Here is a 20080-nt window from a genome sequence, read left to right on the forward strand (position 1 = left end):
ATGCCCGACGAATTGCCGACCCCGCGTCCCCTCGCCGTCGAAGCCGCGGCGGAGAGCGCCCGCCCCACGGGCCTCGGCATCACCCAGCGCCCGCGCCGCAACCGCAAGGCCGCGTGGTCGCGCCGCCTCGTGCGCGAACATACCCTCACGGTGGACGACCTGATCTGGCCGCTCTTCGTCATCGAAGGCTCCGGCCGGCGCGAGCCCATCGCGTCGATGCCGGGCGTCGAGCGGCTCAGCGTCGACGAGATCGTGCGCGCGGCCGAGGGGGCCGCGCGGCTCGGCATCCCGGCGATCTCGTTCTTCCCCTATACCGAGCCGAGCCTGCGCGACCCCACGGGGTCCGAATCCCTCAACCGGGACAACCTCGTGTGCCGGGCGGTGCGGGCGGTCAAGAAGGCGGTGCCCGAGCTCGGCCTGATGACCGATGTCGCCCTCGATCCCTACACAAGCCACGGTCACGACGGCCTGCTGCAGGACGGCGCCATCCTCAACGACGAGACCGTGGCGCTGCTCGTCGAGCAAAGCCTGATCCAAGCGGAGGCGGGGGCGGACATCATCGCACCGTCCGACATGATGGACGGGCGCGTCGGCGCCATCCGGGCCGGTCTCGACCGGGCGGGATTCCGCGATGTTCAGATCATGGCCTACGCGGCGAAATACGCCTCCGCCTTCTACGGCCCCTTCCGTGATGCCATCGGCACCCAGGCGGCCCTGATCGGCGACAAGCGTACCTACCAGATGGATCCGGGCAACTCGTCCGAGGCGCTACGCGAGGTCGCCCTCGATCTTGCGGAGGGGGCCGATTCGGTGATGGTGAAGCCCGGTCTGCCCTACCTAGACATCATCCGGCGGGTGAAGGACGAATTCGGGGTGCCCACCTTCGCCTATCAGGTGTCGGGCGAGTACGCGATGATCGAGGCTGCGGCCCGCAACGGCTGGCTCGACGGCGAGCGCGCCATGGTCGAGAGCCTGCTGGCGTTCAAGCGCGCGGGTGCCGATGGCGTGCTGACGTATTACGCGCCCCGCGTGGCCGAGCGGCTCCGCGCCGGGGCGTGAGACGGGTCGGCTTCGGACTCGCCGCTCTCGCTCTTCTCGCGGCCTGCGAGAGTTCCGTCGACCGGCAGCGGGCTACCCTCTGCCGCCGGGCGGTCCCGGCCCTGGCGCCACAGGGCACCGTTCCGAAGATCCTGCGGGTCGGCAGCGGGCCGACGCACGCCGATCTCCGGGTCGATTACGCCGTCACCGGGCAGGCCACCCAGGCCGCGCGCCAGCGCTGGATCGTGTGCGGCTTCGGACAGGGGGCCGAACTCCTGACCGTCATCACCGAGCATGGACCCCTGAACGGCGCGGCGCTCTACCTGCTGAAGCAGTATTACTTGAACACGCCGGAGGCCGCCGCCGCCGATCCAGGGGCGTCGGCTCCCTGACGCGTCTCTCGGACCGGTTGATCTTGAGATTCGGTAGTCCCGCGCCCACTTGGAAATCACCGAACGCCGCCCCGCCCGAGGAGCGCCTCATGCTTGACTCCCCCACCGGTTACGCCACCCGCCCCGAGACCCCCTATGGCTCACCCATGGCTCTGCCCGTGGTGAGGGCGAGCCTCGGCGCACGCGCGGTCGCCTACCTGCTCGACATCCTGTTCATCTTCGGGTTCACGGCCCTCCTGACCCTCCTGATCACCGTCGTGGGCGCCCTCACGTTCGGCCTCGGCTGGACCTTGTTCGCGGTGCTGCCGGCGAGCGGCATCCTCTACAGCGCCGTGACGGTCGGCGGCGCCGGCCAGGGCACCTGGGGCATGCGGATGATGGGCCTGCGCGTGGTCAACCAGACGGGCACGCGGGTGGATATGATCACGGCGGCGATCCATGCCCTGCTGTTCTACGTGGCGATCTCGACCTTTCTGCTCTGGGCCCTCGACATCGTCATCGGTCTGGTACGTCCCGACCGCCGGCTCGGCCACGACATCCTCCTCGGCCTCGCCGTGGTGCGTCCGGCCTGAGGAAATTCCGCGCGGGAGCGTTTCCGGGTGTTGAGCCGGCGGATGTTGTCGATACACTCGACGTTCGGGGCGCATGACGCGCCGCGAGGCCGCGAGCGACCCACAGCGTGACGAGTCATTCCCGCGACACACCGCAATTCTACCTGACGGCGCCGTCCGCCTGCCCCTACCTGCCGGGGCAGGAGGAACGGAAGGTGTTCACGCACCTCGTCGGGCGCCGCGCCCGCGATCTCAATGAAATCCTGACCCAGGGCGGCTTCCGTCGCTCGCAGACCATCGCCTATCGCCCGGCCTGCGAGACCTGCCGCGCCTGTATCTCGGTTCGGGTGGTGGTGGACGATTTCACCCCCTCGGCGAGCCAGCGCCGCATTCTCCAGCGCAACGCCGACCTCGTTGGGACCCCGGAGCCGAATCGCCCGGCGTCCGAGCAATACGCTCTGTTTCGGCGCTACCTCGATGCCCGTCACGGCGATGGAGGCATGGTGGACATGACCGTCCTCGACTACGCCATGATGATCGAGGACAGCCACGTCGACACCCACCTGGTGGCCTATCGCCGACGCGGGCCCGACACGGCGATCAACGGGCGCGGCATCGGCCCCACCGTCGCCCTCTGTCTCACGGACGTGCTCTCCGACGGTCTGTCGATGGTCTACTCGTTCTACGATCCGCAGGAGGCGCCGCGGTCGCTGGGCACCTTCATGATCCTCGACCACATCCGCCGCGCCCGGGACCTCGGCCTGCCCTACCTCTACCTCGGCTACTGGGTCGAGGGCTCGCGCAAGATGGACTACAAGGCGAAGTTCCTGCCCCAGGAACGCCTCACCGGCCCTGGCTGGCAGCGAGTGGACTGAGCGCCTTGTTCTGCGCGCGCTGCGTAACCTTCAAGGTCGCCGTCTCCCGCAATGTCCGCTCGATGGACGCATTCGCACGCTCGCGCACGCCGCGCATGGCGGCACCATCATCGAAGGTCTCGGGAAAGCGCCGGGCGAGCCACAGGTAGGCGCTGGCGAGCCGCACGGTGCGTTCCTGATAGGCGAGGTCCCCATGTGGGTCGGCACGCAGGGCCGGCACCGTGGCGTTCAAGGTTCGGGCCTGAACCCAGCGCTCGACGACCCCCACGGCGATGGGGTCGCGCCGGTCTATGGGCGTCACCGCGAAGGCAAACTTCTCGCGGATCGGGAGTGCGGCGCGATCCACCGCCTCGGCCGCGCCCAGGAACTCTTCGAACGCCGAGGGCTGGAACGGCGAACCGTCGTAGAACGTCGCGCGGGAGAAATGCGCCATCACGGCGCTCAGGGAATCGGTGCCGAGTTCGCTGGCCGCGGCTTCGATGGCGGCGAGATCCGGCCGCACGAAGAAGCGGGTGTCGGCGGCCGGGGCCGTCGGCGCTCCCGACAGGGCATCGCGGATCGGTCCGAGGCCGTCCTCGTCGGTGGCGGCGACGTAGCCCGCCTCCTGATGGCCGAAGCGGCCGGCGCGGCCGGCGATCTGGCGGATCTCGGCGTTGGTCAGAGCACGCTCCTCGGTGCCGTCCCACTTGCGAACGGACGCGAAGATCACGCGCTTCAGGGGGCCGAGGTTGAGGCCCATCCCGATGGCGTCCGTGGTGACCAGCACCTCGGCCTCGCCATCGCGAAAGCGCCCGGCCTCGGCGCGGCGCACCTCCGGCGACAGGGCGCCGTAGATGGTCGCGACGGACCGCCCGGCGGCCACTAGGATCTCCCGGTTCTCGTGCACGGCCCGGCGCGAGAACGCCACGACGGCGTCACCCGGTTCGACGGCTTCCAGGGGTACGGGCGCGTCGAGGGCGACCAGCGGCGTCTTGCGCGTGAAGGTGACCACGTCGAGGGATTCGCCGGCCGCCTCCGCCGCTCGGCGCACGGCCGAGAGGGCGTCTTCAGCGCCGCAGACGATGACGAGGCGGGCGGGGATGCCGAACAGGGCGTTCGTCCAGGCCCAGCCACGGTCGGGGTCGGACAGCATCTGGATCTCATCGATCACCGCCACTTCGATGGGCCGGCGGAGATCCGCGGTCTCGATGGTGCGTGCCGTGTGGGTCGGGTCGGATTCACCCAGGATCTCTTCGCCCGTCACCATGCCGGCGCGCAGGCCGCGCGCCGCGAGGGCCTCGTAATTCTCCAGGGCCAGGAGCCGGAGGGGTGCGAGGTAGGTACCGGTTGCGGCTTTCGCGAGAGCCTCCAGGGCCGCGTAGGTCTTGCCGGAATTCGTCGGCCCCATGTGGAAGACGATGCGGCGGCCGAGACGCCGGGCGGCGGCGAACTTGTCGATGTAGGAGCCGAAGCCCGCCCGGTCGCGCAGGCGCCGGGTCCCGGAGGCTTCCTGCGCCACCACCCGCCCGCGGGCCCGCACGACCTTCAGGGTGTCGAGGATGTGGGACGCCACATCTGGCCCATCGGCGAAGACCCGCGAGCGCAGGGACCGGTCGAGATGGGCGATGTAGGTGACGGCGTCGGCCCCGGTCTCCGTCATGTCGGCGCGGATCTGGTCGCGCAGGCGCAGGATGGTCCGGTTCAGTGCCCCTCGGGTACGGCCGGCGACCTGGGTCACCCGTGCGCGCAGGGTGTCGAGCGCCCAATCCGGATCGTTCCCGAGGGCCATCTCGTCGAGGATCTCGGCGGCCGCGGCATCCGGCGCCGTGTCGATTCGCAGATCCAGGCGGTTGTCGTCGAGGAGCGGGCACAACACCCGTATCCGCCAGCGCAGGGCTCCGTCCGGATCAGCCTCCGCGCGCAGGGCCGGGATCGCCTGAGTCAGGCGCGGCACGCCTTCGCGGGCGAAGGTCCGGCGCGCATCGGACGCCTGGAGAGCATGGGCGACGGCCGCGTCTTCGCAGACGCCGCCGCGTTCGGGCAGGCCGAGGCGCTCGCGCAGAGCCTCCCGGTCCACGGCGCCCGCCGCGATGCCGAGCCTGTGCAGGGCGTCGGCGAGAAAGTCAGTGGTCCGGTGAATGCGGCGCGCCATGCTCCACCCTTCCGGCGGGGCGCCCGAGAATCAAGCGCTCCGTGCCGCCCCGCCCACCGCTAAGGCCCGACGGATCGTCACAGATGCGGATCGGGTGCCGCCTCGAGGCGGCCGTCCGCGATGGCCGCGAGAAAAGTCTCGTAGTCGGCCTGGTTGCGCTCGCCGTAGGCGCTGGCCCAGTCGGCCAAGGCCTCGCGCAGGTCGGCGTGGCGGTCCTTGCCGCAATAACCCGCGATGGCGGCGGCATCCCCAGTCCGGGCATGGGCGCGGGCGAGGAGCGCGCCGTAGGCCCAGGAGAAGTACAGGAGCGGCTGACCGGTCATGCACGACACCGGAATCTCGCCCTTCATGTTCTTCATCTGCCGCACGTAGAACGGCCGGTCGGCGATACTGGTCCAGCCGAGCAATGGGTCGCCCACCGCCTGGAGCAGGCGCTGGCCGTAGATCACGCGCTCGCCCTCGTGGCTGGCATAGGGCTCGGGCATGCCGGGCAAGTAGGGGGCATGCGCCGGGCGCACGGCCTCCTTCACCTGCAGAAAGAGCACGTCCTGGTCCGAGTTGCCGCACAGCAGGGCCACGTAGGCGCGTGTGCCGACGCTGCCGACGCCCACCACCCGGTGGGCGACGTCGACCACGTGGTAGCGGCTCAGCATGAACCGGCGCTCGCGCGGTAGGGTGTCTGCGTAGTGCTCGAGCCCGCTGATGATCGCCTCGCGGGTCTCGTCGTCGACGCGGGTGAGGATCGGCGGGTCCTCGCGGAACCGCCAGCCGCCATCGACGCGGCGCTCGCCGACCCGTGCGAGCAGGGTCTGGTTGGTGCGCTTGCGGGCTTTCTCCACGGCCTTGCGCACGACACCCTGCGATTCGCCGTCGATGCGGATGCCCGAGAAGTCGAGGTTGTCGGCGCGTGCGGCGTGCTGCCAGACGTCGAGGGGGCCCTGGGGCGCCAATTCCGTCATGGTGTGCTGGTACCCGCCCACCGCCGCCACGACCGCGGCGCGGCGCTCGGCCGGGGCCACGTGATCGCCGCGGGCCGCCACCTCGATGCTGGCGACGAGGCGCTTCAGGTCCCATTCCCACGGGCCGATGGTGACTTCGTCGAAATCGTTGAGGTCGAGCACCACGTCGCGCTGGGGCGTGCCGAACAGACCGAAATTCGAGATGTGGGCGTCGCCGTTCATCGCCACCATGATGCCGCTGCGAGGCGACTGGGCGAGATCCCAGGCCATCACGTGCGCGGCCCCGCGCAGGAAGGCGAACGGCGAGCTCGCCATGCGCGCCACGCGCAAGGGGACGAGATGGGGCTGGCGCCCCTCGTGCGCGGCCTCGATGAGGGCCACGGGATCGGGCCGATTCTCCGGGAGGAAGAGCGGTGCATGGCTCTCGTGCGGCACGTTATCCCGCAGGACCTTGCCGGCGGCACGACGCTTCTCCCAGGGCTCGCCGGCACCGCGCAGATCGATCCGGGGGTAGTCGGCCAGGGGTTCGAGGACGACATCCTCGGCCACTTCCGCGTCGGGCACGCGCTCTTCCGCCGCCCGGACTTCGGGCCCTGCGAAGGCTTCGGCCTGCGGGTGATGCCGCTCGATGAAGTCGTTCGACCGTTCCATGTTCGCAACCCGTACTCGCTGTGCCGAGGACAACCGGAGCCTCGGCACATCGTTGCCCCCAGGGGGATTAAAGCGCGGCCGCAATCCGTATGGGCGGCCGTCCGCGATGTCGCATCAGTAGGGGTATCGCTTCGACGGCACAGACCAGGGTGGTGTCGGCGGCACGGCCTGAGCGTCGAGCCATTCCCTTCGCGTCGCGATGAGATGCTTGAGCCGTTCGGCACGCTTCTCCCGGCGTTCGCAGCCCGAGCCATCGGGGCAATCGAGGGACCCGGCATGACCACCCTCGAAGACGCTGACAAGGGCCAGAACCAAGCCGATGAGGGTCAGGACCGCCAAGACGAGGAAGGGCCAGGCGAGGCCGATTCCCACGAGGACGGCAAGCGCGACCTTGAGACCAAGGGAGGCCCCGAGCTTGAACTTGACCAGGGCCACGAGGGTCGCTCCCGTCCCGAGGGTGCCGCGCAGGCCGCGCAGGAGTCGGACCCGCAGGCGCCGGCGGGCCGCCAGCGCCTCCAGGCGGCGCAACTCCCGTGTCACGCGTCGGACCGAACGACCCGTCCCGACCTGCTCGCGCCCCCGCATTCGATCTCCCGGCTCCGCTTCGTCCGCCGAGCGAGGATACACCGAGGTCCACGCGCCGGAAGAGCCCGGCCCTCTCTGGCGACGCCTCTCCGCCGGGGCCGCGTGGCCCAGGTTCTGCGGCGCGAATCCTGCGCCCGCGCGTCTCGCGCCCGCAGTCGCTAAACCCGAAGCCGGTTCATGGCGGAGGCGAGGGAATACGTGATCCTGTCGCGCTCGAATTCGATGTTGATCTTGGCGACATTGGCTTCGGTCAATTCCGCCAGGGTGTTCAACAGATCGACGATGGTCATGGAGCCGAGGCGGAGCTCCATTTTCCGGCCGAGCACGGCGTCCTCGATTCTGCGCACGCGTTTGGCCGCAAGCTTCGTCTGGACGATCAACGAGGTGCGCTGGACGAAGGCGGTGGAGGCCTGGGTGAGGACGGTCCGCTCGAGATCGAGGGCTTCGAAGGACCTCTGATCGGCGAGGGCGTGGCCGCGCGCCACGTCGGCGAATTCACCGGGGTCGTAGATCGGGATGCGCGCCTGCAGCATCGCCGACGTATCACGGACCTTGTAGGGATAGTTCGAGACGGCGCCCTGGCGCGTATGCGCGAAGACGAAGTTCAGTTGCGGCGAGAAGCGCGCATAGGCGACCTTGGCGCTGGAGGCAGCCGAATCCGCGTTGAGACGGGCAGCGAGCAGCCGCGGATTCGTCTGCAGCAGGGTGTCGCGCAACTCATCGAGGGACCGGGGCAGCAACGCGCTCGGGATGCGAGGCAGGCCCGACGGGTTCGCCGTCGGACCGGCGAGGCGCGCCAGGGCGAGTTCCGAGGCAAGCAGGTTGGCTTTCGCCTGTTCGTGCGCAGCGATGGCGGCGGTGACCCGCGATTCGGCCAGGGCCGAGTCCGCCAGGGTGGCGTCGTGGACCTCGAGCTTCACGGCGACGCTCTTGGCGACCTTTGCCACGTCCGCGATGGCGACTTGGCGCAGACGCAGGATGGTGCGGTCACGCAGGACGGCGAGATACGCGCTCGCCGTGTCGTACAGGATCTGCTGGGTCTTGTCGTTCTGGAGCTCCCGGCCGGCGGCGGCAGCGCTTCGTGCGGATTCCAGATCGTGGTAGCGTCGCAGGCCGTCGAACAGGGGCAGGGAAAGCTGGAACGCCTCGACCTCGGGCTGGCGCCGCGGCACCGTGTCGATCCCGATGGGCGCTTCGGGCGTGCTGGTGAAGTCCGGCGAGTACCGGATGTTGCTGTCGAGGCGGTGGGTGACGACGTAGGCCGCCGTCGGCAGGAAGGCTTCGTAGCCGCCGAGAACCCGGGCCTCCGCCGCTGCCTGACGCGCATCGTCGGCCTTGCGGTCGTAGCTGTCGCGCAGGGCCCAGTGCATCGATGTGTCGAGGGTTTCCGCGGGCGCCGGACCGGCGAGGAGCAGAACGCCGAGCACGGCGTACCGCACTGAGCGGCGGACCCCGCCACCAAGGGTGCCGCACGGGCCGCCGTTCGCCCCTGCCCGCTCCGTCCGATCCATGTGGAAATCCAGTCGCCCGACATGCGCTGCGTGTCGGTCGTGAATAGACCGTCAAGGTTAACCGGCGATGAAACTCATACCGTTCACAGGCGCGTAATCCAGTCAAGATAATCAACTAAGTCTTTTTATGAAAATCATACTGTGAAAGATAAAAAAGTAATTTCGTTCTAGAAATTGTCCCCGCGCAGAAGCGGTTTTCTACCGGTGGTCGGGCTGAAGTCTTGTCCGGTCGACAAGTGGACAAGATGATTTTTCGACTGTCCATCACGCCTCGTTGAGTATCAGCATGATGGACAGGTCGGCGGTCAGTGCGAATACCGGATCGGCCGCAGAGGGACCCGGCGGCCGGCACTCGATGGCGACCGTGATCCGCAGGGCGGCCCTCCCCTCCGGTAGGACGCTGACACCCGCGAGGGTGAACACGCCGCGAATCGCGTGGTCGACCCGGACGGGGGCCAGCAGGCGAACCTTGTCGGCACCGAGGTTGACCATGAGGCGCACCGCCGGATGGGGTGGAAGTGCCGCCGCCGCGAACGTCCCCACCATGGCGAGGGTCAGGTAGCCATGCGCAATGGTGCCGCCGAACGGCGTCTCTGCGGCGGCCCGGACGGGATCGACATGGACGAACTGGAAATCCCCCGTCGCCTCGGCGAACCGGTCGATCCGCGTCTGGTCGATCACCACCCAGTCGGAGGTGCCGATGGTTGTTTTGACCCGCGCCCTCAGGGCGTCGAGGTAGGCCGCAGGGTCGGGTGAAAGCGTTTCCGGCGGAGTCACGTGCGCGTTCATGGCTGTCTGGTCCGATGGCGGGCGAAAGGCTCAGGCCGTCCGGAAGATCAGGCTGGCGTTGAGACCTCCGAAGGCGAAGGAATTCGACATGGCGACGGGGATGGGCATCGGCCGGGCCACACATGGGATGGCGTCGAAATCCAGCGCCGGGTCGAGTTCGACGAGGTTCGCCGTCGGCGGCGCGATCCCGCGTTCCATGGCCAGGATCGTGGCGACGGCCTCCAGGGCCCCGGCCGCACCGAGGGCGTGTCCTGTGGCGCCTTTGGTCGACGAGACCGGCGGGATGCGCCCCGGCCCGAACACGTCCGCCATGGCGTTGCCTTCGGTGAGATCGTTGGCGCGCGTGCCCGTTCCGTGGGCGTTGATGTAGGCGACGTCGTCTGGCGCGAGGCCGGCATCCGCGAGGGCGGAGCGCATGGCTCGGGCCATTCCATCGACGGTCGGCGCGACGATGTCGCCCGCATCGGCGTTGGAGGCGAAACCCGCGAGCGCGACCGATCGGGTGATCCCCCGCGCACGGGCGTGGTCGGCGCGCTCCAGAACGAGGATCCCCGCTCCCTCCCCGACGACGAGGCCGTCGCGGTCACGCGAGAACGGGCGGCACCGGGTCCGGCTCATGATCTTCATGGCATCCCAGGCCATCAGGGTGCCGTGCGACAGCGGCGCCTCTGTCCCGCCCGTGATGGCGATGTCGACGATGCCGGCGCGGATCATCTGCGCCGCGAGCCCAATGGCGTGGGTTGCCGACGCGCAGGCACTGGCGATGACGAAGCACGGTCCCTTGGCGCCGAAGGCGAGGGAGACCCAACTCGCCGAAGAACTCGTCATCGCCCGCACCACGGAAAACGGGTGCGGGCGCTTGCCGTCCTTGAACAGGCGCGAGTATTGCGCGTCGAGGCTGGTCAGGCCGCCGCCGCCATTGCCGAGGATGACGGCGACGCGTTCCGGCGCCACCGCGTCGAGGCTCAGCTTCGCGTCCGCCATCGCGGCCTGTGCGGCGGCGACGGCGAGGATCGCGCTGCGGTCGCAGGCCGCCTGCGAGGCGAGCGGCAGGCGGGAGAAATCCGCGGTCTCGTCGATCTGCGCGACCACGATCCCCGAATCCGGCAGGGCACGGCTCGCCGAGAACACGTTCTGTCCCGAGACGAGGCTCGTCCAGAACGTTTCCGTATCGAGCCCGCCGGGGGCCGCGACCCCGAGGCCCGAGACCACGACGGCGGTCACGCCAGCTGGACCTTGGACATCGGAGCGATGTCGGCGGCGGTGGTGGATTTGGCGGCCTGGGATTTCTTCGCCGCCAGTCCGGCCCGGATCATCTCGGCGACGTGTCCGACGGTGAGCGTACCGGTCTCGCCCGAATTGGCGTTGAAGCTGACTTCGATTCCGAACCGGTCCTCGATCTCGAAGACCAATTCGACCAGATCGAAGGAGTCGACCTGAGCTTCCGCCATGGTGGTGTTGGCGTCCCAACCTGTTCCTTCGGTCTTCAAATGGGTGCGGAAGATTTCGAGCAGGGTGGTCTCGATCTCGTCTTGGGCAGCGGCGGGGGTGGATGACTGCGTTACCATTGGTGGGCCTCGCAACTCTGAAGGAGGCTCAAATATCAATCCGGTCATTCAATCCGCAAGTCGCGGTTCGTATTCTACAAAATCTATCCCTCTTGATGGTAAATTCCGGAAATAGTCTCGGGTGGTAACCATTGGCCCGGCACCGTAGTTTGACTGCATTGATGCGGCCCCGGGTGCTGGGTACGGTTTGTCCATGGCTGAACAGCAGCCAGCCGGCAGCCTCAAGGTCAGGCCGGGTTCGATCTGGAGTAGCCCCATGAAGAAGCTCAATCTCGCCGATCTCAAGAAGGTCTCCGGCGGTACCAAGCCCGTCGACTGCAAGCCGGCCCCGGCCCCGAACTGCCCGCCGTCCAAGGGCGCAGACTGCTCGTAAGCCGACTCGCCGGACCGCCCGGTCGACTGACTTCGCTACCCTCTCATTCAGGACATGCATCCCATGAAGAAGCTCGCTCTCACTGATCTCAAGAAGGTCTCCGGCGGTACCAAGCCCGTCGACTGCAAGCCGGCCCCGGCCCCGAACTGCCCGCCGTCCAAGGGCGCAGACTGCTCGTAAGGGCGGCTCGGACCGGTCTCGATCGGGATCAAATCGGGCCTCGCCGCCGAAGCCTCGATCACGAATATTGATGGAACGCCGCCTGGGATGCCCGGGCGGCGTTCGCACTTAAAGAACTGTCAACGCAAATCAGTCTATTGCCCGTGGATGGACTGGACCCGGCGATGAACGACGTCACCCCTCTACAGTTGCGGGTCGCCGCCCTGCCGCTGAGGCTGCGCCGCCGCGCCCTTCGGACCCTGTGGCTCGCCCAGCGGGTGACGCGCCGGCTGCCCGCACGCGGCGTCGCGCCGATCCTACGCCAGACCTTGCGCCTGCCCCGGGCCGAAGCCAGTCGCCTCGATGCCGAAACCGCGTTTTCGGACGACCTCTACGGCCTCGAGTGGCTGTCCCTGGTGACCCGCTCGCACGCCGACATCGTCGCCGACTGGCAATCGGTGCGGTTCGCCGATCCGGAGCTCATCCGCCGGGTGGCGTCGAGCGGGAAGCCGGTGATCCTGGCGCCGCTCCACATGGGCTGCTTCGCCCTGCCCTTCGCTCGCCTGATCCACGACTTCTTCCGCGATCGGCGGATGCTGATCCTGCGGGCGCGCGAGGACCGCGCCGTCGAGACCCGCGTCATGCAGCGCATCTCCGAGATGGGCATGGAGATGCGGTTCCTGAACGTCCGCGACAAGCAGGATTACATCGATGCGATCCGGTTCGCCCGCACCGGGTCCGTCATCGTGTCGTTCGTCGACCTGCCGGCGAGCTACGGTGGACCCGTCGAGACCACCCTGTTCGGCCGACCGATCCGCCTCGCCATGGGCATCGACAGCCTCGCCCGCCTGACGGAGGCGGCGGTCCTGCCGCTCTCCATCACGTCGGATTGCGCCGGCGACACGGTTCGTTGCGGTCAGCCCTTCGAGGTCGCCGATAGCGGTCCGGAGACCAAGGCACGGGTGACGAGTCTGGTTCGCCGCCACATCGAGACCTCGGTGCTGACGGCCCCCGCCCAATGGTTCATGTGGCCGCGCCTGCACGAGTTTCTCCACGAGGGCGGACAGGCATGACCTTCGACGTGACCCGGGCCGGCCCACCCGAGGACGACACGACGCAATCCCCGGCTCGGAGCGTCGAGGCCGCTGCCGCCCGCCATATGGTCCGGGCCGAGTCCGATGCGCGTCCCGTCGACGATGATCCGCCGGAGGCACAGCCGGAGGAGACCTCCGGGAATCCCGATGACGGGCCGATGCCCGGCATCGTCCAGAATCCCCGCATCGTCCAGACCATCGATCTGCGTCAGAACCGAACCGCGACTCTGGCGACGGGGCTCGTGGCGCTGACGGTGTGCACGGTGATCGGCGGCCTGTGGTTCGGTCACTTCGCCCAGACCGAAACCGTGCGGGGCACGGTCGCGGCCACGGGCGGTTTCGCCCGCCTCGATGCGCCCCGGGCCGGCGTGATCACCAGGATCTTCCTCAACCAGGGCGATCCCGTGAAAGCGGGCCAAGCAGTCTACGCCCTGCGCATCGGCTCTGCGAGTTCCGGTGGGGAATCGGCCGTGGAGGCCGAGATGCGCAACCTCCAACTCTCCCGCAAGGGCCTGCAGGACGAGGTGGAGCGGGCCGACGCGTTCATTGCCCGCGCGACGAAGCAGCAGGCGCAGATCGCGGCCGACCAGGAGGTGTTCTATGCCGGCCTCGCCGAGCAGGCGCAGCGCCATGCCGCCGCGACGGAGAAGAGCCGCGCCGTGGTGCGCCGGATCGCCGCCTACATGCGCGACGGCTACGCCACCCGCGACATGCTCGAATCGCACGAGCGCGGCACCTTCGACCTGGAGCGCCAGCTCTCCGACCTGCGCCTGAAGCGCCTCGAAGTGCAGCGCCAGGATTCGGAGCGGCGCCGCGAGTTCGACCTCCTCGTCGCCACCAAGGTGTCGCAGAAGGCGAGCGCCCAGAACCAGATCGAATCCACCGACAGCCGGCTCGCGATGCTGCGCACGGAGACCGCCGTCGAGGTTCAGGCCCAGAGCGCGGGCGCCGTGCTGGCGCTCGCCGCCAAAGTCGGGGATTCGGTCAAGCCCGGCCAGTTCGTGGCCGCCACCGGCGAGCCGAACGCCGCCCCCCTCGTCGTCGTCGAGGCCCCGGCCCGCGCCGTCGGCCTCACCAAGGTCGGTCAGCGGGTGATCATCAAGTACGATGCCTTCCCGTTCAAGACCTTCGGCATCCAGCACGGGACCATCACCTACATCTCCACCGCCGCCGTGCGCGGCCTCGCGGGCGAGGACAAGCCCGATATCGGCCTGGATCCGCGACCGGTGGAGCGCCAATCCGCCTACCGCATCGAGATCCGGCCCGACCGGCCCGACGTGGACGCCTATGGCGAGCGCATTCCCGTGAAGATCGGCTCGACTCTTTCGGCCGATATCGTGGTGGAGCGCCGCCGCCTGCTCGATTGGGTCCTCGATCCGATCCGAGCCTTGAGGGGACGCTGATGTTCGGCCAATCGGTGTTCGGCGGGTTCGGCGAGCGCAAACGCGCCGTCCGGACCGTTCTGCAGAACGAAACCATGGAATGCGGGCTCGCCTGCCTGGCGATGGTCGCCAACGCGCACCGCCACGACATCGACCTGCCCTACCTGCGTGCGCTGTTCCCGCCGTCGCAGGAGGGCATGACGTTCGCGGAGATCGTCGAAGTCGCCGGCCAGATCGGGCTCGACGCGCAGGGCTTGGCCATTTCCAACACCGGCGAGTTGTCGAAGCTCGCCTGCCCGGCGATCCTGCACTGGAACGGCAACCACTTCGTGGTGCTCGAGAAGGTGGTGCGCGGCACGTTCCACGTTCACGATCCGGCCTTCGGCGAGCGGCTCTACGCCCGCGAGGACATGGAGCACCATTTCGGCGGCATCGCCCTCGAGTTCGAGCGGCGGGTCGATTTCGAGGCGGTGAAGACGTCGCGAAAGTCCCTGTTCTGGGCGGTCCTGCGCTCGTGTCGGGGCATCGAGCACACCCTGGCCCTCATCACGGTGCTGTCGTTCTCCGCGACCCTGTTCGCCCTGGCGACGCCTATCTTCCTGCAGACCGCCGTCGACAGCGTGATCCCGCAATACGACCTCGACCTCCTCACCGTCGTGGTCATCGGCCTCATCCTCTTCAGCGCCCTCGACGCCCTGTCGCGCTGGCTTCGCGACCTCGTGGCCCTGCGCTCAGCGACGCTGTTCGAGATTCACTTCACCCGCAACATCGTCTCCCACGCCTTTCGCCTGCCGATGACGTTCTTCGAGGCCCGGCATCCCGGAGACTTCGTCACCCGCGTCTCGTCGGTGGACCAGATCAAGACTTTCCTCGTCGGCGGTTTCGTCTCGTCCATCGCCGACGGGACGATGTCGATCCTGCTCGTCGGGATGATGTACTACTACTCGCCCAGTATGGCGTTCGCTTCCGTGGTGACCCTGGCGGCCGCCATCCTCGTGCGCTTCGCCACCTATCCGGGTATCGCCCGCAGCACGGCGCTCACCCTCGAATCTCGCTCCGAGGAGCAGGCCCGCCTGCTCGACGGCCTCGCCCAGATCCGCGCCCTCAAGGTCGGCAACACCACGAACTTCTTCGGCTTGAAATGGCTGGAGAACTTCACGCGGTTCGCCAATTACGGCTACCGCGCGAAAAAGCTCTCCATCGACGCGGATCTGTTCCTTCACCTGATCTTCATGCTCGGCACCGTCGCGACCCTGTTCATGGGCGTGACCGAGGTGATGAAGAGTACCCTGTCGGTGGGTGTGCTGTACGCGTTCTTCGCCCTGCGGGCGTCGTTCTTCACCGCCATGAACACTCTGATCATGAGCCTGCTGCAGATTTCGGTGATGCGGGTCCACTTCGCCCGCCTGGACGACGTGCTGAACGAGAGCCCGGAGCCGGCGAGCGCCGGCCTGCGCATCGACCGCCTGATCCGGCGCAGCGTCAGCCTCGAGGAGGTGTCGATCCAGTTCGGCCGCCGCGGCCGGCCGCTCATCGAACCGTTCGATCTGACCATCCGCATCGACAAGCCCGAGACCATCGCCATCGTGGGGCCGTCGGGCTGCGGGAAGTCGTCCCTGCTCAAGGTCCTGTCCAGCCTGAACGTCCGTGCGACCGGCCGGATGATGGTGGATGGCAGCCCCCTGGAGGAGTTCGGCATCCACGAGTATCGCGCCAATATCGGCTGCGTCTTCGCCGACGACCGCGTGCTTGCCGGCACCGTGATCGAGAACCTGTCCCTGTTCTCGCCCGACGTCACCCACAAGCAGATGAAGGCCGCGCTGTCGGTGGTGGGGCTGCTGGAGGAGATCCAGTCCCTCCCCCAGGGCTTCGCCACGCTCCTCTCCGACGAGAGCCCCCTGCTCTCCACCGGCCAGCGCCGACGGCTCATCCTCGCCCGCGCCTTGTGCCGCCAGCCCCGGCTGCTCCTCCTCGACGAGGTCACGGCCAACCTCGATCCCGTGTCGGAAGAGGCCCTGATCCGCGCCCTGATGGCGATCCCGGTGTCGAAGGTCTTCGTGACCCACAGCGCTCACCTGCTGCCGTTCGCCGACCGCATCCTGCAGGTGAAGGACGGGCGGCTGCAGCAGATCGATGGGTTGAAGCGGGCGGCGTGACGCCGAACGCCCGCACGGCTTGCCCCCCTCGGGGACCCAATGGAATCTCCGGCGGGTGCTGCGCATGGCATCGCGAAATGCCCGGGGTCAGACGGTCCTGGCGATGAGATCCCTGATGCGGGACGCAAGCGTCTCCAGTACGAACGGCTTTGTCAAAACCTGCATTCCCGGGCGAAGGTATCCGTTTCCCAGGACCGCGTTCTCGGCGTAGCCGGTGATGAACAGCACCTTCAGGTCGGGCCGCCGATCACGGGCCGCGTCCGCCATCTGGCGCCCGTTCATGCCACCCGGTAGCCCGACATCCGTCACCAGCAGGTCGATCCGGACATCCGACTGCAGGATCTTCAGACCGGCGATGCTGTCGCCGGCCTCGATGGCGGTGTAGCCGAGATCTTCCAGCACCTCCGTGACCAGCATGCGCACCGACGGCTCGTCGTCGACGATCAGCACGGTCTCGCCCTGGCCCGCACGCTCGACTTCGGGGGGGCGTCGCGTGACGTCGGCCTCGTCGGCCTCACCGTAGTGGCGCGGCAGGTAGAGGCAGACCGTCGTGCCCTGTCCGACCTCCGAATAGAGCCGGACCTGTCCGCCGGACTGGCGGGCGAAGCCGTACACCATCGACAGGCCGAGCCCGGTGCCCTCCCCCATGGGCTTGGTGGTGAAGAAGGGTTCGAACACCTTGGCCATGAGGTCGGCGGACATGCCGCTTCCGGTGTCCGTCACGCAGACGCTGAGATACTGACCCGGCGGCATGTCGTGCTGGCGGGCCCCGGCCTCGTCCATCCATTTATTGGCGGTCTCGATGGTGATGCGGCCGCCGTCCGGCATCGCGTCCCGGGCGTTGATGCACAGGTTGAGCAACGCATTCTCCAACTGGCCCGGGTCGATCAGCGCCGGCCATAGGCCCGCGAGACCCACGACCTCGAGTTGGATCGCGGGGCCGACCGTGCGCCGGACGAGTTCCTCCATGTCGTTGACGAGACGGTTCACGCTCGTTGGCTTCGGGTCGAGGGTCTGGCGCCGGGAGAAGGCGAGGAGCCGGTGGGTGAGCGCGGCGGCGCGCTTGGCGGCTCCCTGCGCCACCGTCATGTACCGATCGACCTCGGTGAGCCGCCCCTGTGCCATCCGGGTCTGCATCAGCTCCAGGGAGCCGGAGATACCTGCGAGCAGGTTGTTGAAGTCGTGTGCCAAGCCGCCGGTGAGTTGGCCGACCGCCTCCATCTTCTGCGATTGCCGGAGAGCCTCCTCGGTTCGTTCCAGGATCTCGGCCTGACGTTTGGCCTCGGACACGTCGCGCACGGAGGCGTAGATCAGGCCGTCGCGCGGCACCGCGTTCCAGGACAGCCACACGTCCGTGCCGTCCCGGTGGCGGTAGCGATTCTCGAAGGTGAGTTGCGGCTCGCCGCGCGCCAAGCCGGCTGCCGCCGCGAGGGTGGATGCCACGTCGTCCGGATGCACGAAGTCGAGGAACGGGCGCGCCTTCATCTCGGCCTCGCTCCATCCCAGCGTCCGTGGCCAGGCCGGGTTGAGGCTGACGAAGTACCCGTCGAGGGTGGCGACGCAGAGCAGGTCCGAGGAGGCCTGCCAGACCTGATCGCGCTCCGCGGTCCGCAGCGCGACCTGGCGCGCGAGTTCGGATTCCGTCTGCTTGCGTGCGGTCACGTCGTGCACGAACACGTGGAAACCGTCGACGGTGCCGGCCGGGTCCCACCGCGGCAGGTAGCGGATCTCGGCGACGCGATGCCGCCCGTCGCGTTGCGGCCAGTCGAGTTCGAAGGTCACCGATTCGCCGCCCAGCGCCCGGTCCATGTAGGGCTTGCGGGTGGCATAGGCGTCCGGTCCGAGGAGGTCCCTGACGTCCCGTCCGACCACGTCCCCCGCCGGCATCGAGAACCAGTCTTCGTATGCCCGGTTGGCGAAGCGATAGACGTGGTCCGCGCCGATGAAGGAGATCAGGACCGGCAGCGCGTCGGTGATGAGACGTAATTCGCGTTCACCGGCTTCCGCGCGGGTCTCGACGTTCCGGCGCTCCGTGATGTCGGAGAAGAAGATGGCGACGTGGTGTGCGGCCGGATCGCCGGTCCGCAGGGCGCGCACGTCGAACCAGCGCCCGAACACGTCCGCGTAATGCTCGAAATGCGCTGGTTCACCCGTGAGGGCGACGCGGCCGTAGGTGTCGAACCAGTGGCGTTCCAGGTCGGGGGCGAACTCGCTCACCCACCGGCCGGCGACATCGGCCCCCGTCTGCCGAACGAAGGCGGGATTGGCTTCGACGATTCGGTAATCGACGGCGTGGGTGCCCGCGAACTTCATCGCGACGATGCAGAAGCCGACCTCGATGCTCTCGAACAGGGTCCGGTAGCGCGCCTCGCTCGCCCGCAAGGCGGTCTCCGCCAAGGTGCGCTCGGTGACGTCGTGCCCCTCGACGAAGATGCCGACGACGGTGCCCTGCGCGTCGGTGATCGGCTGGTAGACGAAGTCGAGGTAGCGTTCGTTGACCGGACCGTCGGCCGTGGCCTGGACATCGAACCGCGCGCCCGTCGCCTTGTGTATCCGGCCGGTGCGGAACACGTCGTCGAGGAGATCGACGTAGCCCTGCGCCGCGGCGTCCGGCAAGGCCTCGGCCACCGTGCGACCGACCACGTCGCGGTGGTCGATGGCCCGCTGATAGGCGGCGTTGGTGAGGGTGAAGCGGTGCTCCGGGCCACTGAGCAGGGCGATGAAGCTCGGGGCCTGCTCGAACATCTGTGCGAGCGAGCCCGACTGGGCACGCAGCAGGCGCACTTCGGCTTCGAGCTGCCCGCGGGACAAGGTTTCGGGGTCCGGAAGGGATAGGGCCTGCATGCGGACCGGGTTAGCCGGTGATTGTGTTATGGGCGAGGGCGTCCGGCACGATTACCGGCGATGATGCGAGCCATGACATTCTGGCGACGCCGCCGCTTGGAATCGCCCGGGGTGAATTCCGCCGCCTCGCGGCGGTAGCCATCGGGGGCGGGAAAGCTCGGCACGCCCACGAGCGGAAACCACCGCCACCCGTTTCGGTCCGTGGCAACCGTCTTCGGCACGCGGCCTGCCCCGCGGCCGCGCAGGGACATGAACATTTTCTGACGCGGGTGTCGCGACGTTCCGTCGAAGGCATTCCCTTTGCTCTCGATCCGCCGGTTCGCGGATCTCCCAGAAACAGGACACCAGACAGCCATGCCCACCGCAATCCACCACTTCGTCGGCGGCCGGACCGTTCCCGGCACCGGTACGCGAACCGCCCCCGTCTACAATCCCGCCACCGGCGAGGAGACCGGCCGGGTCGCGCTGGCCGACGCGGCGGATGTGAACGATGCGGTGGCGGCCGCGAAGGCGGTCGCCCGCGACTGGGCCCATACCACGCCGCTTCGCCGGGCGCGCATCCTCAACGCATTCCTGCGCATCGCCGAGGAGCGCATCGACGAGCTCGCGGCCCTCATCACCGCAGAGCACGGCAAGGTGTTGTCCGACGCCAAGGGCGAGATCCAGCGCGGGCTCGAAGTGGTCGAGTTCGCCACCGCAGCGCCACAGCTCCTCAAGGGCGAAGTGACGGAGAATGTCGGCACCCGCGTCGACAGTCATTCCCTGCGCCAGCCCCTCGGCGTGGTCGCCGGCATCACCCCGTTCAACTTCCCCGTCATGGTACCGATGTGGATGTTCCCGGTGGCGCTCGCCTGCGGCAATTGCTTCGTGCTGAAGCCCTCCGAGCGCGATCCCTCACCGGCTCTCCTGGTCGCCGCCTGGCTCAAGGAGGTGGGCTTGCCGGACGGTGTGTTCTCCGTCGTCCACGGCGACAAGGAGACCGAGTTTGATCCTCCCCCGCTTTCACGGACACCTTTGATACG

The 20080-nt window shown here is 68.3% G+C and carries 15 protein-coding genes and 1 pseudogene; 8 read left to right on the forward strand and 8 right to left on the reverse strand.

The genetic code is table 11. The annotated features are described in order from the left end of the window. From hemB to ASF27_RS20565, 4 genes are all read left to right on the forward strand, one after another. A complete protein-coding gene (hemB, locus tag ASF27_RS20550; protein WP_056174358.1) occupies positions 1-1059 on the forward strand; it encodes a porphobilinogen synthase in 1059 nt (352 codons plus the stop codon). Beyond that, a complete protein-coding gene (locus tag ASF27_RS20555) occupies positions 1056-1430 on the forward strand; it encodes a hypothetical protein (protein ID WP_056363030.1) in 375 nt (124 codons plus the stop codon). The genes hemB and ASF27_RS20555 overlap by 4 nt, the downstream gene beginning before the upstream one ends. A gap of 146 nt (positions 1431-1576) precedes the next feature. Continuing rightward, entirely contained in the window at positions 1577-2002 is a 426-nt protein-coding gene (locus tag ASF27_RS20560; RefSeq protein WP_244473134.1) for an RDD family protein, read from the forward strand. 107 nt (positions 2003-2109) lie between these two features. After that, positions 2110-2856, forward strand: coding sequence for an arginyltransferase (locus ASF27_RS20565; RefSeq protein ID WP_056174352.1), 747 nt, complete (start codon positions 2110-2112; stop codon positions 2854-2856). On the opposite strand, the gene ASF27_RS20570 is transcribed toward ASF27_RS20565, so the two are convergent. From ASF27_RS20570 to ASF27_RS20600, 7 genes are all read right to left on the reverse strand, one after another. Further along, the gene (locus tag ASF27_RS20570; protein ID WP_056363035.1) at positions 2825-4987 is read right to left on the reverse strand and encodes a helicase-related protein; all 2163 of its coding nucleotides are present in this window, start codon (positions 4985-4987) and stop codon (positions 2825-2827) included. The two genes, ASF27_RS20565 and ASF27_RS20570, sit on opposite strands and share 32 nt — an antisense overlap. Before the next feature lie 77 nt (positions 4988-5064). After that, entirely contained in the window at positions 5065-6597 is a 1533-nt protein-coding gene (locus tag ASF27_RS20575; protein WP_082479395.1) for a DUF2252 domain-containing protein, read from the reverse strand. Between the two features lie 114 nt (positions 6598-6711). Further along, positions 6712-7137 carry a hypothetical protein gene (locus ASF27_RS20580; protein WP_244481079.1) on the reverse strand — a complete coding sequence of 142 codons (426 nt, stop codon included), beginning with the start codon at positions 7135-7137 and terminating at the stop codon, positions 6712-6714. Between the two features lie 203 nt (positions 7138-7340). Next, positions 7341-8693 carry a TolC family protein gene (locus ASF27_RS20585; RefSeq protein WP_056363042.1) on the reverse strand — a complete coding sequence of 451 codons (1353 nt, stop codon included), beginning with the start codon at positions 8691-8693 and terminating at the stop codon, positions 7341-7343. A gap of 264 nt (positions 8694-8957) precedes the next feature. Further along, positions 8958-9482, reverse strand: coding sequence for a MaoC family dehydratase (locus ASF27_RS20590; RefSeq protein ID WP_056265657.1), 525 nt, complete (start codon positions 9480-9482; stop codon positions 8958-8960). A 30-nt stretch (positions 9483-9512) separates the two neighbouring features. After that, a complete protein-coding gene (locus tag ASF27_RS20595; RefSeq protein WP_056265654.1) occupies positions 9513-10706 on the reverse strand; it encodes a beta-ketoacyl-[acyl-carrier-protein] synthase family protein in 1194 nt (397 codons plus the stop codon). Further along, positions 10703-11050, reverse strand: coding sequence for an acyl carrier protein (locus ASF27_RS20600; protein ID WP_082479396.1), 348 nt, complete (start codon positions 11048-11050; stop codon positions 10703-10705). The genes ASF27_RS20595 and ASF27_RS20600 overlap by 4 nt, the downstream gene beginning before the upstream one ends. Positions 11051-11767: 717 nt before the next feature. On the opposite strand from ASF27_RS20600, the gene ASF27_RS20610 reads away from it, so the two are divergent. From ASF27_RS20610 to ASF27_RS20620, 3 genes are read left to right on the forward strand one after another with little or no spacing between them, the layout of a single operon-like run. Then, complete coding sequence (locus tag ASF27_RS20610; RefSeq protein WP_056174342.1) at positions 11768-12655, forward strand: hypothetical protein; 888 nt, start codon at positions 11768-11770, stop codon at positions 12653-12655. Beyond that, entirely contained in the window at positions 12652-14079 is a 1428-nt protein-coding gene (locus ASF27_RS20615) for an HlyD family efflux transporter periplasmic adaptor subunit (RefSeq protein ID WP_056363048.1), read from the forward strand. The genes ASF27_RS20610 and ASF27_RS20615 overlap by 4 nt, the downstream gene beginning before the upstream one ends. Then, positions 14079-16214, forward strand: coding sequence for a peptidase domain-containing ABC transporter (locus ASF27_RS20620; RefSeq protein WP_056265644.1), 2136 nt, complete (start codon positions 14079-14081; stop codon positions 16212-16214). Before ASF27_RS20615 ends, ASF27_RS20620 begins: the two co-directional genes overlap by 1 nt. A gap of 87 nt (positions 16215-16301) precedes the next feature. Here ASF27_RS20620 and ASF27_RS21895 read toward each other — a convergent pair whose 3' ends face one another. Continuing rightward, positions 16302-19058, reverse strand: coding sequence for a PAS domain-containing protein (locus ASF27_RS21895; protein ID WP_082479397.1), 2757 nt, complete (start codon positions 19056-19058; stop codon positions 16302-16304). 354 nt (positions 19059-19412) lie between these two features. Here ASF27_RS21895 and ASF27_RS20635 point away from each other — a divergent pair. After that, a pseudogene (locus ASF27_RS20635) lies at positions 19413-20036 on the forward strand (aldehyde dehydrogenase family protein); the annotation flags it as partial. Between the last annotated feature and the right edge of the window lie 44 nt (positions 20037-20080).

The sequence above is a fragment of the Methylobacterium sp. Leaf102 genome (assembly GCF_001422425.1).
Taxonomy (GTDB): domain Bacteria; phylum Pseudomonadota; class Alphaproteobacteria; order Rhizobiales; family Beijerinckiaceae; genus Methylobacterium.

Bases quoted from the DNA above. Each gene is read 5' to 3' on its own strand.
- hemB (WP_056174358.1), top strand. From the start codon at position 1: ATGCCCGACGAATTGCCGACCCCGCGTCCCCTCGCCGTCGAAGCCGCG.
- ASF27_RS20610 (WP_056174342.1), top strand. From the start codon at position 11,768: ATGAACGACGTCACCCCTCTACAGTTGCGGGTCGCCGCCCTGCCGCTG.
- ASF27_RS20575 (WP_082479395.1), bottom strand. From the start codon at position 6,597: ATGGAACGGTCGAACGACTTCATCGAGCGGCATCACCCGCAGGCCGAA.
- ASF27_RS20615 (WP_056363048.1), top strand. From the start codon at position 12,652: ATGACCTTCGACGTGACCCGGGCCGGCCCACCCGAGGACGACACGACG.
- ASF27_RS20590 (WP_056265657.1), bottom strand. From the start codon at position 9,482: ATGAACGCGCACGTGACTCCGCCGGAAACGCTTTCACCCGACCCTGCG.
- ASF27_RS20560 (WP_244473134.1), top strand. From the start codon at position 1,577: ATGGCTCTGCCCGTGGTGAGGGCGAGCCTCGGCGCACGCGCGGTCGCC.
- ASF27_RS20600 (WP_082479396.1), bottom strand. From the start codon at position 11,050: ATGGTAACGCAGTCATCCACCCCCGCCGCTGCCCAAGACGAGATCGAG.
- ASF27_RS20620 (WP_056265644.1), top strand. From the start codon at position 14,079: ATGTTCGGCCAATCGGTGTTCGGCGGGTTCGGCGAGCGCAAACGCGCC.
- ASF27_RS20570 (WP_056363035.1), bottom strand. From the start codon at position 4,987: ATGGCGCGCCGCATTCACCGGACCACTGACTTTCTCGCCGACGCCCTG.
- ASF27_RS21895 (WP_082479397.1), bottom strand. From the start codon at position 19,058: ATGCAGGCCCTATCCCTTCCGGACCCCGAAACCTTGTCCCGCGGGCAG.
- ASF27_RS20585 (WP_056363042.1), bottom strand. From the start codon at position 8,693: ATGGATCGGACGGAGCGGGCAGGGGCGAACGGCGGCCCGTGCGGCACC.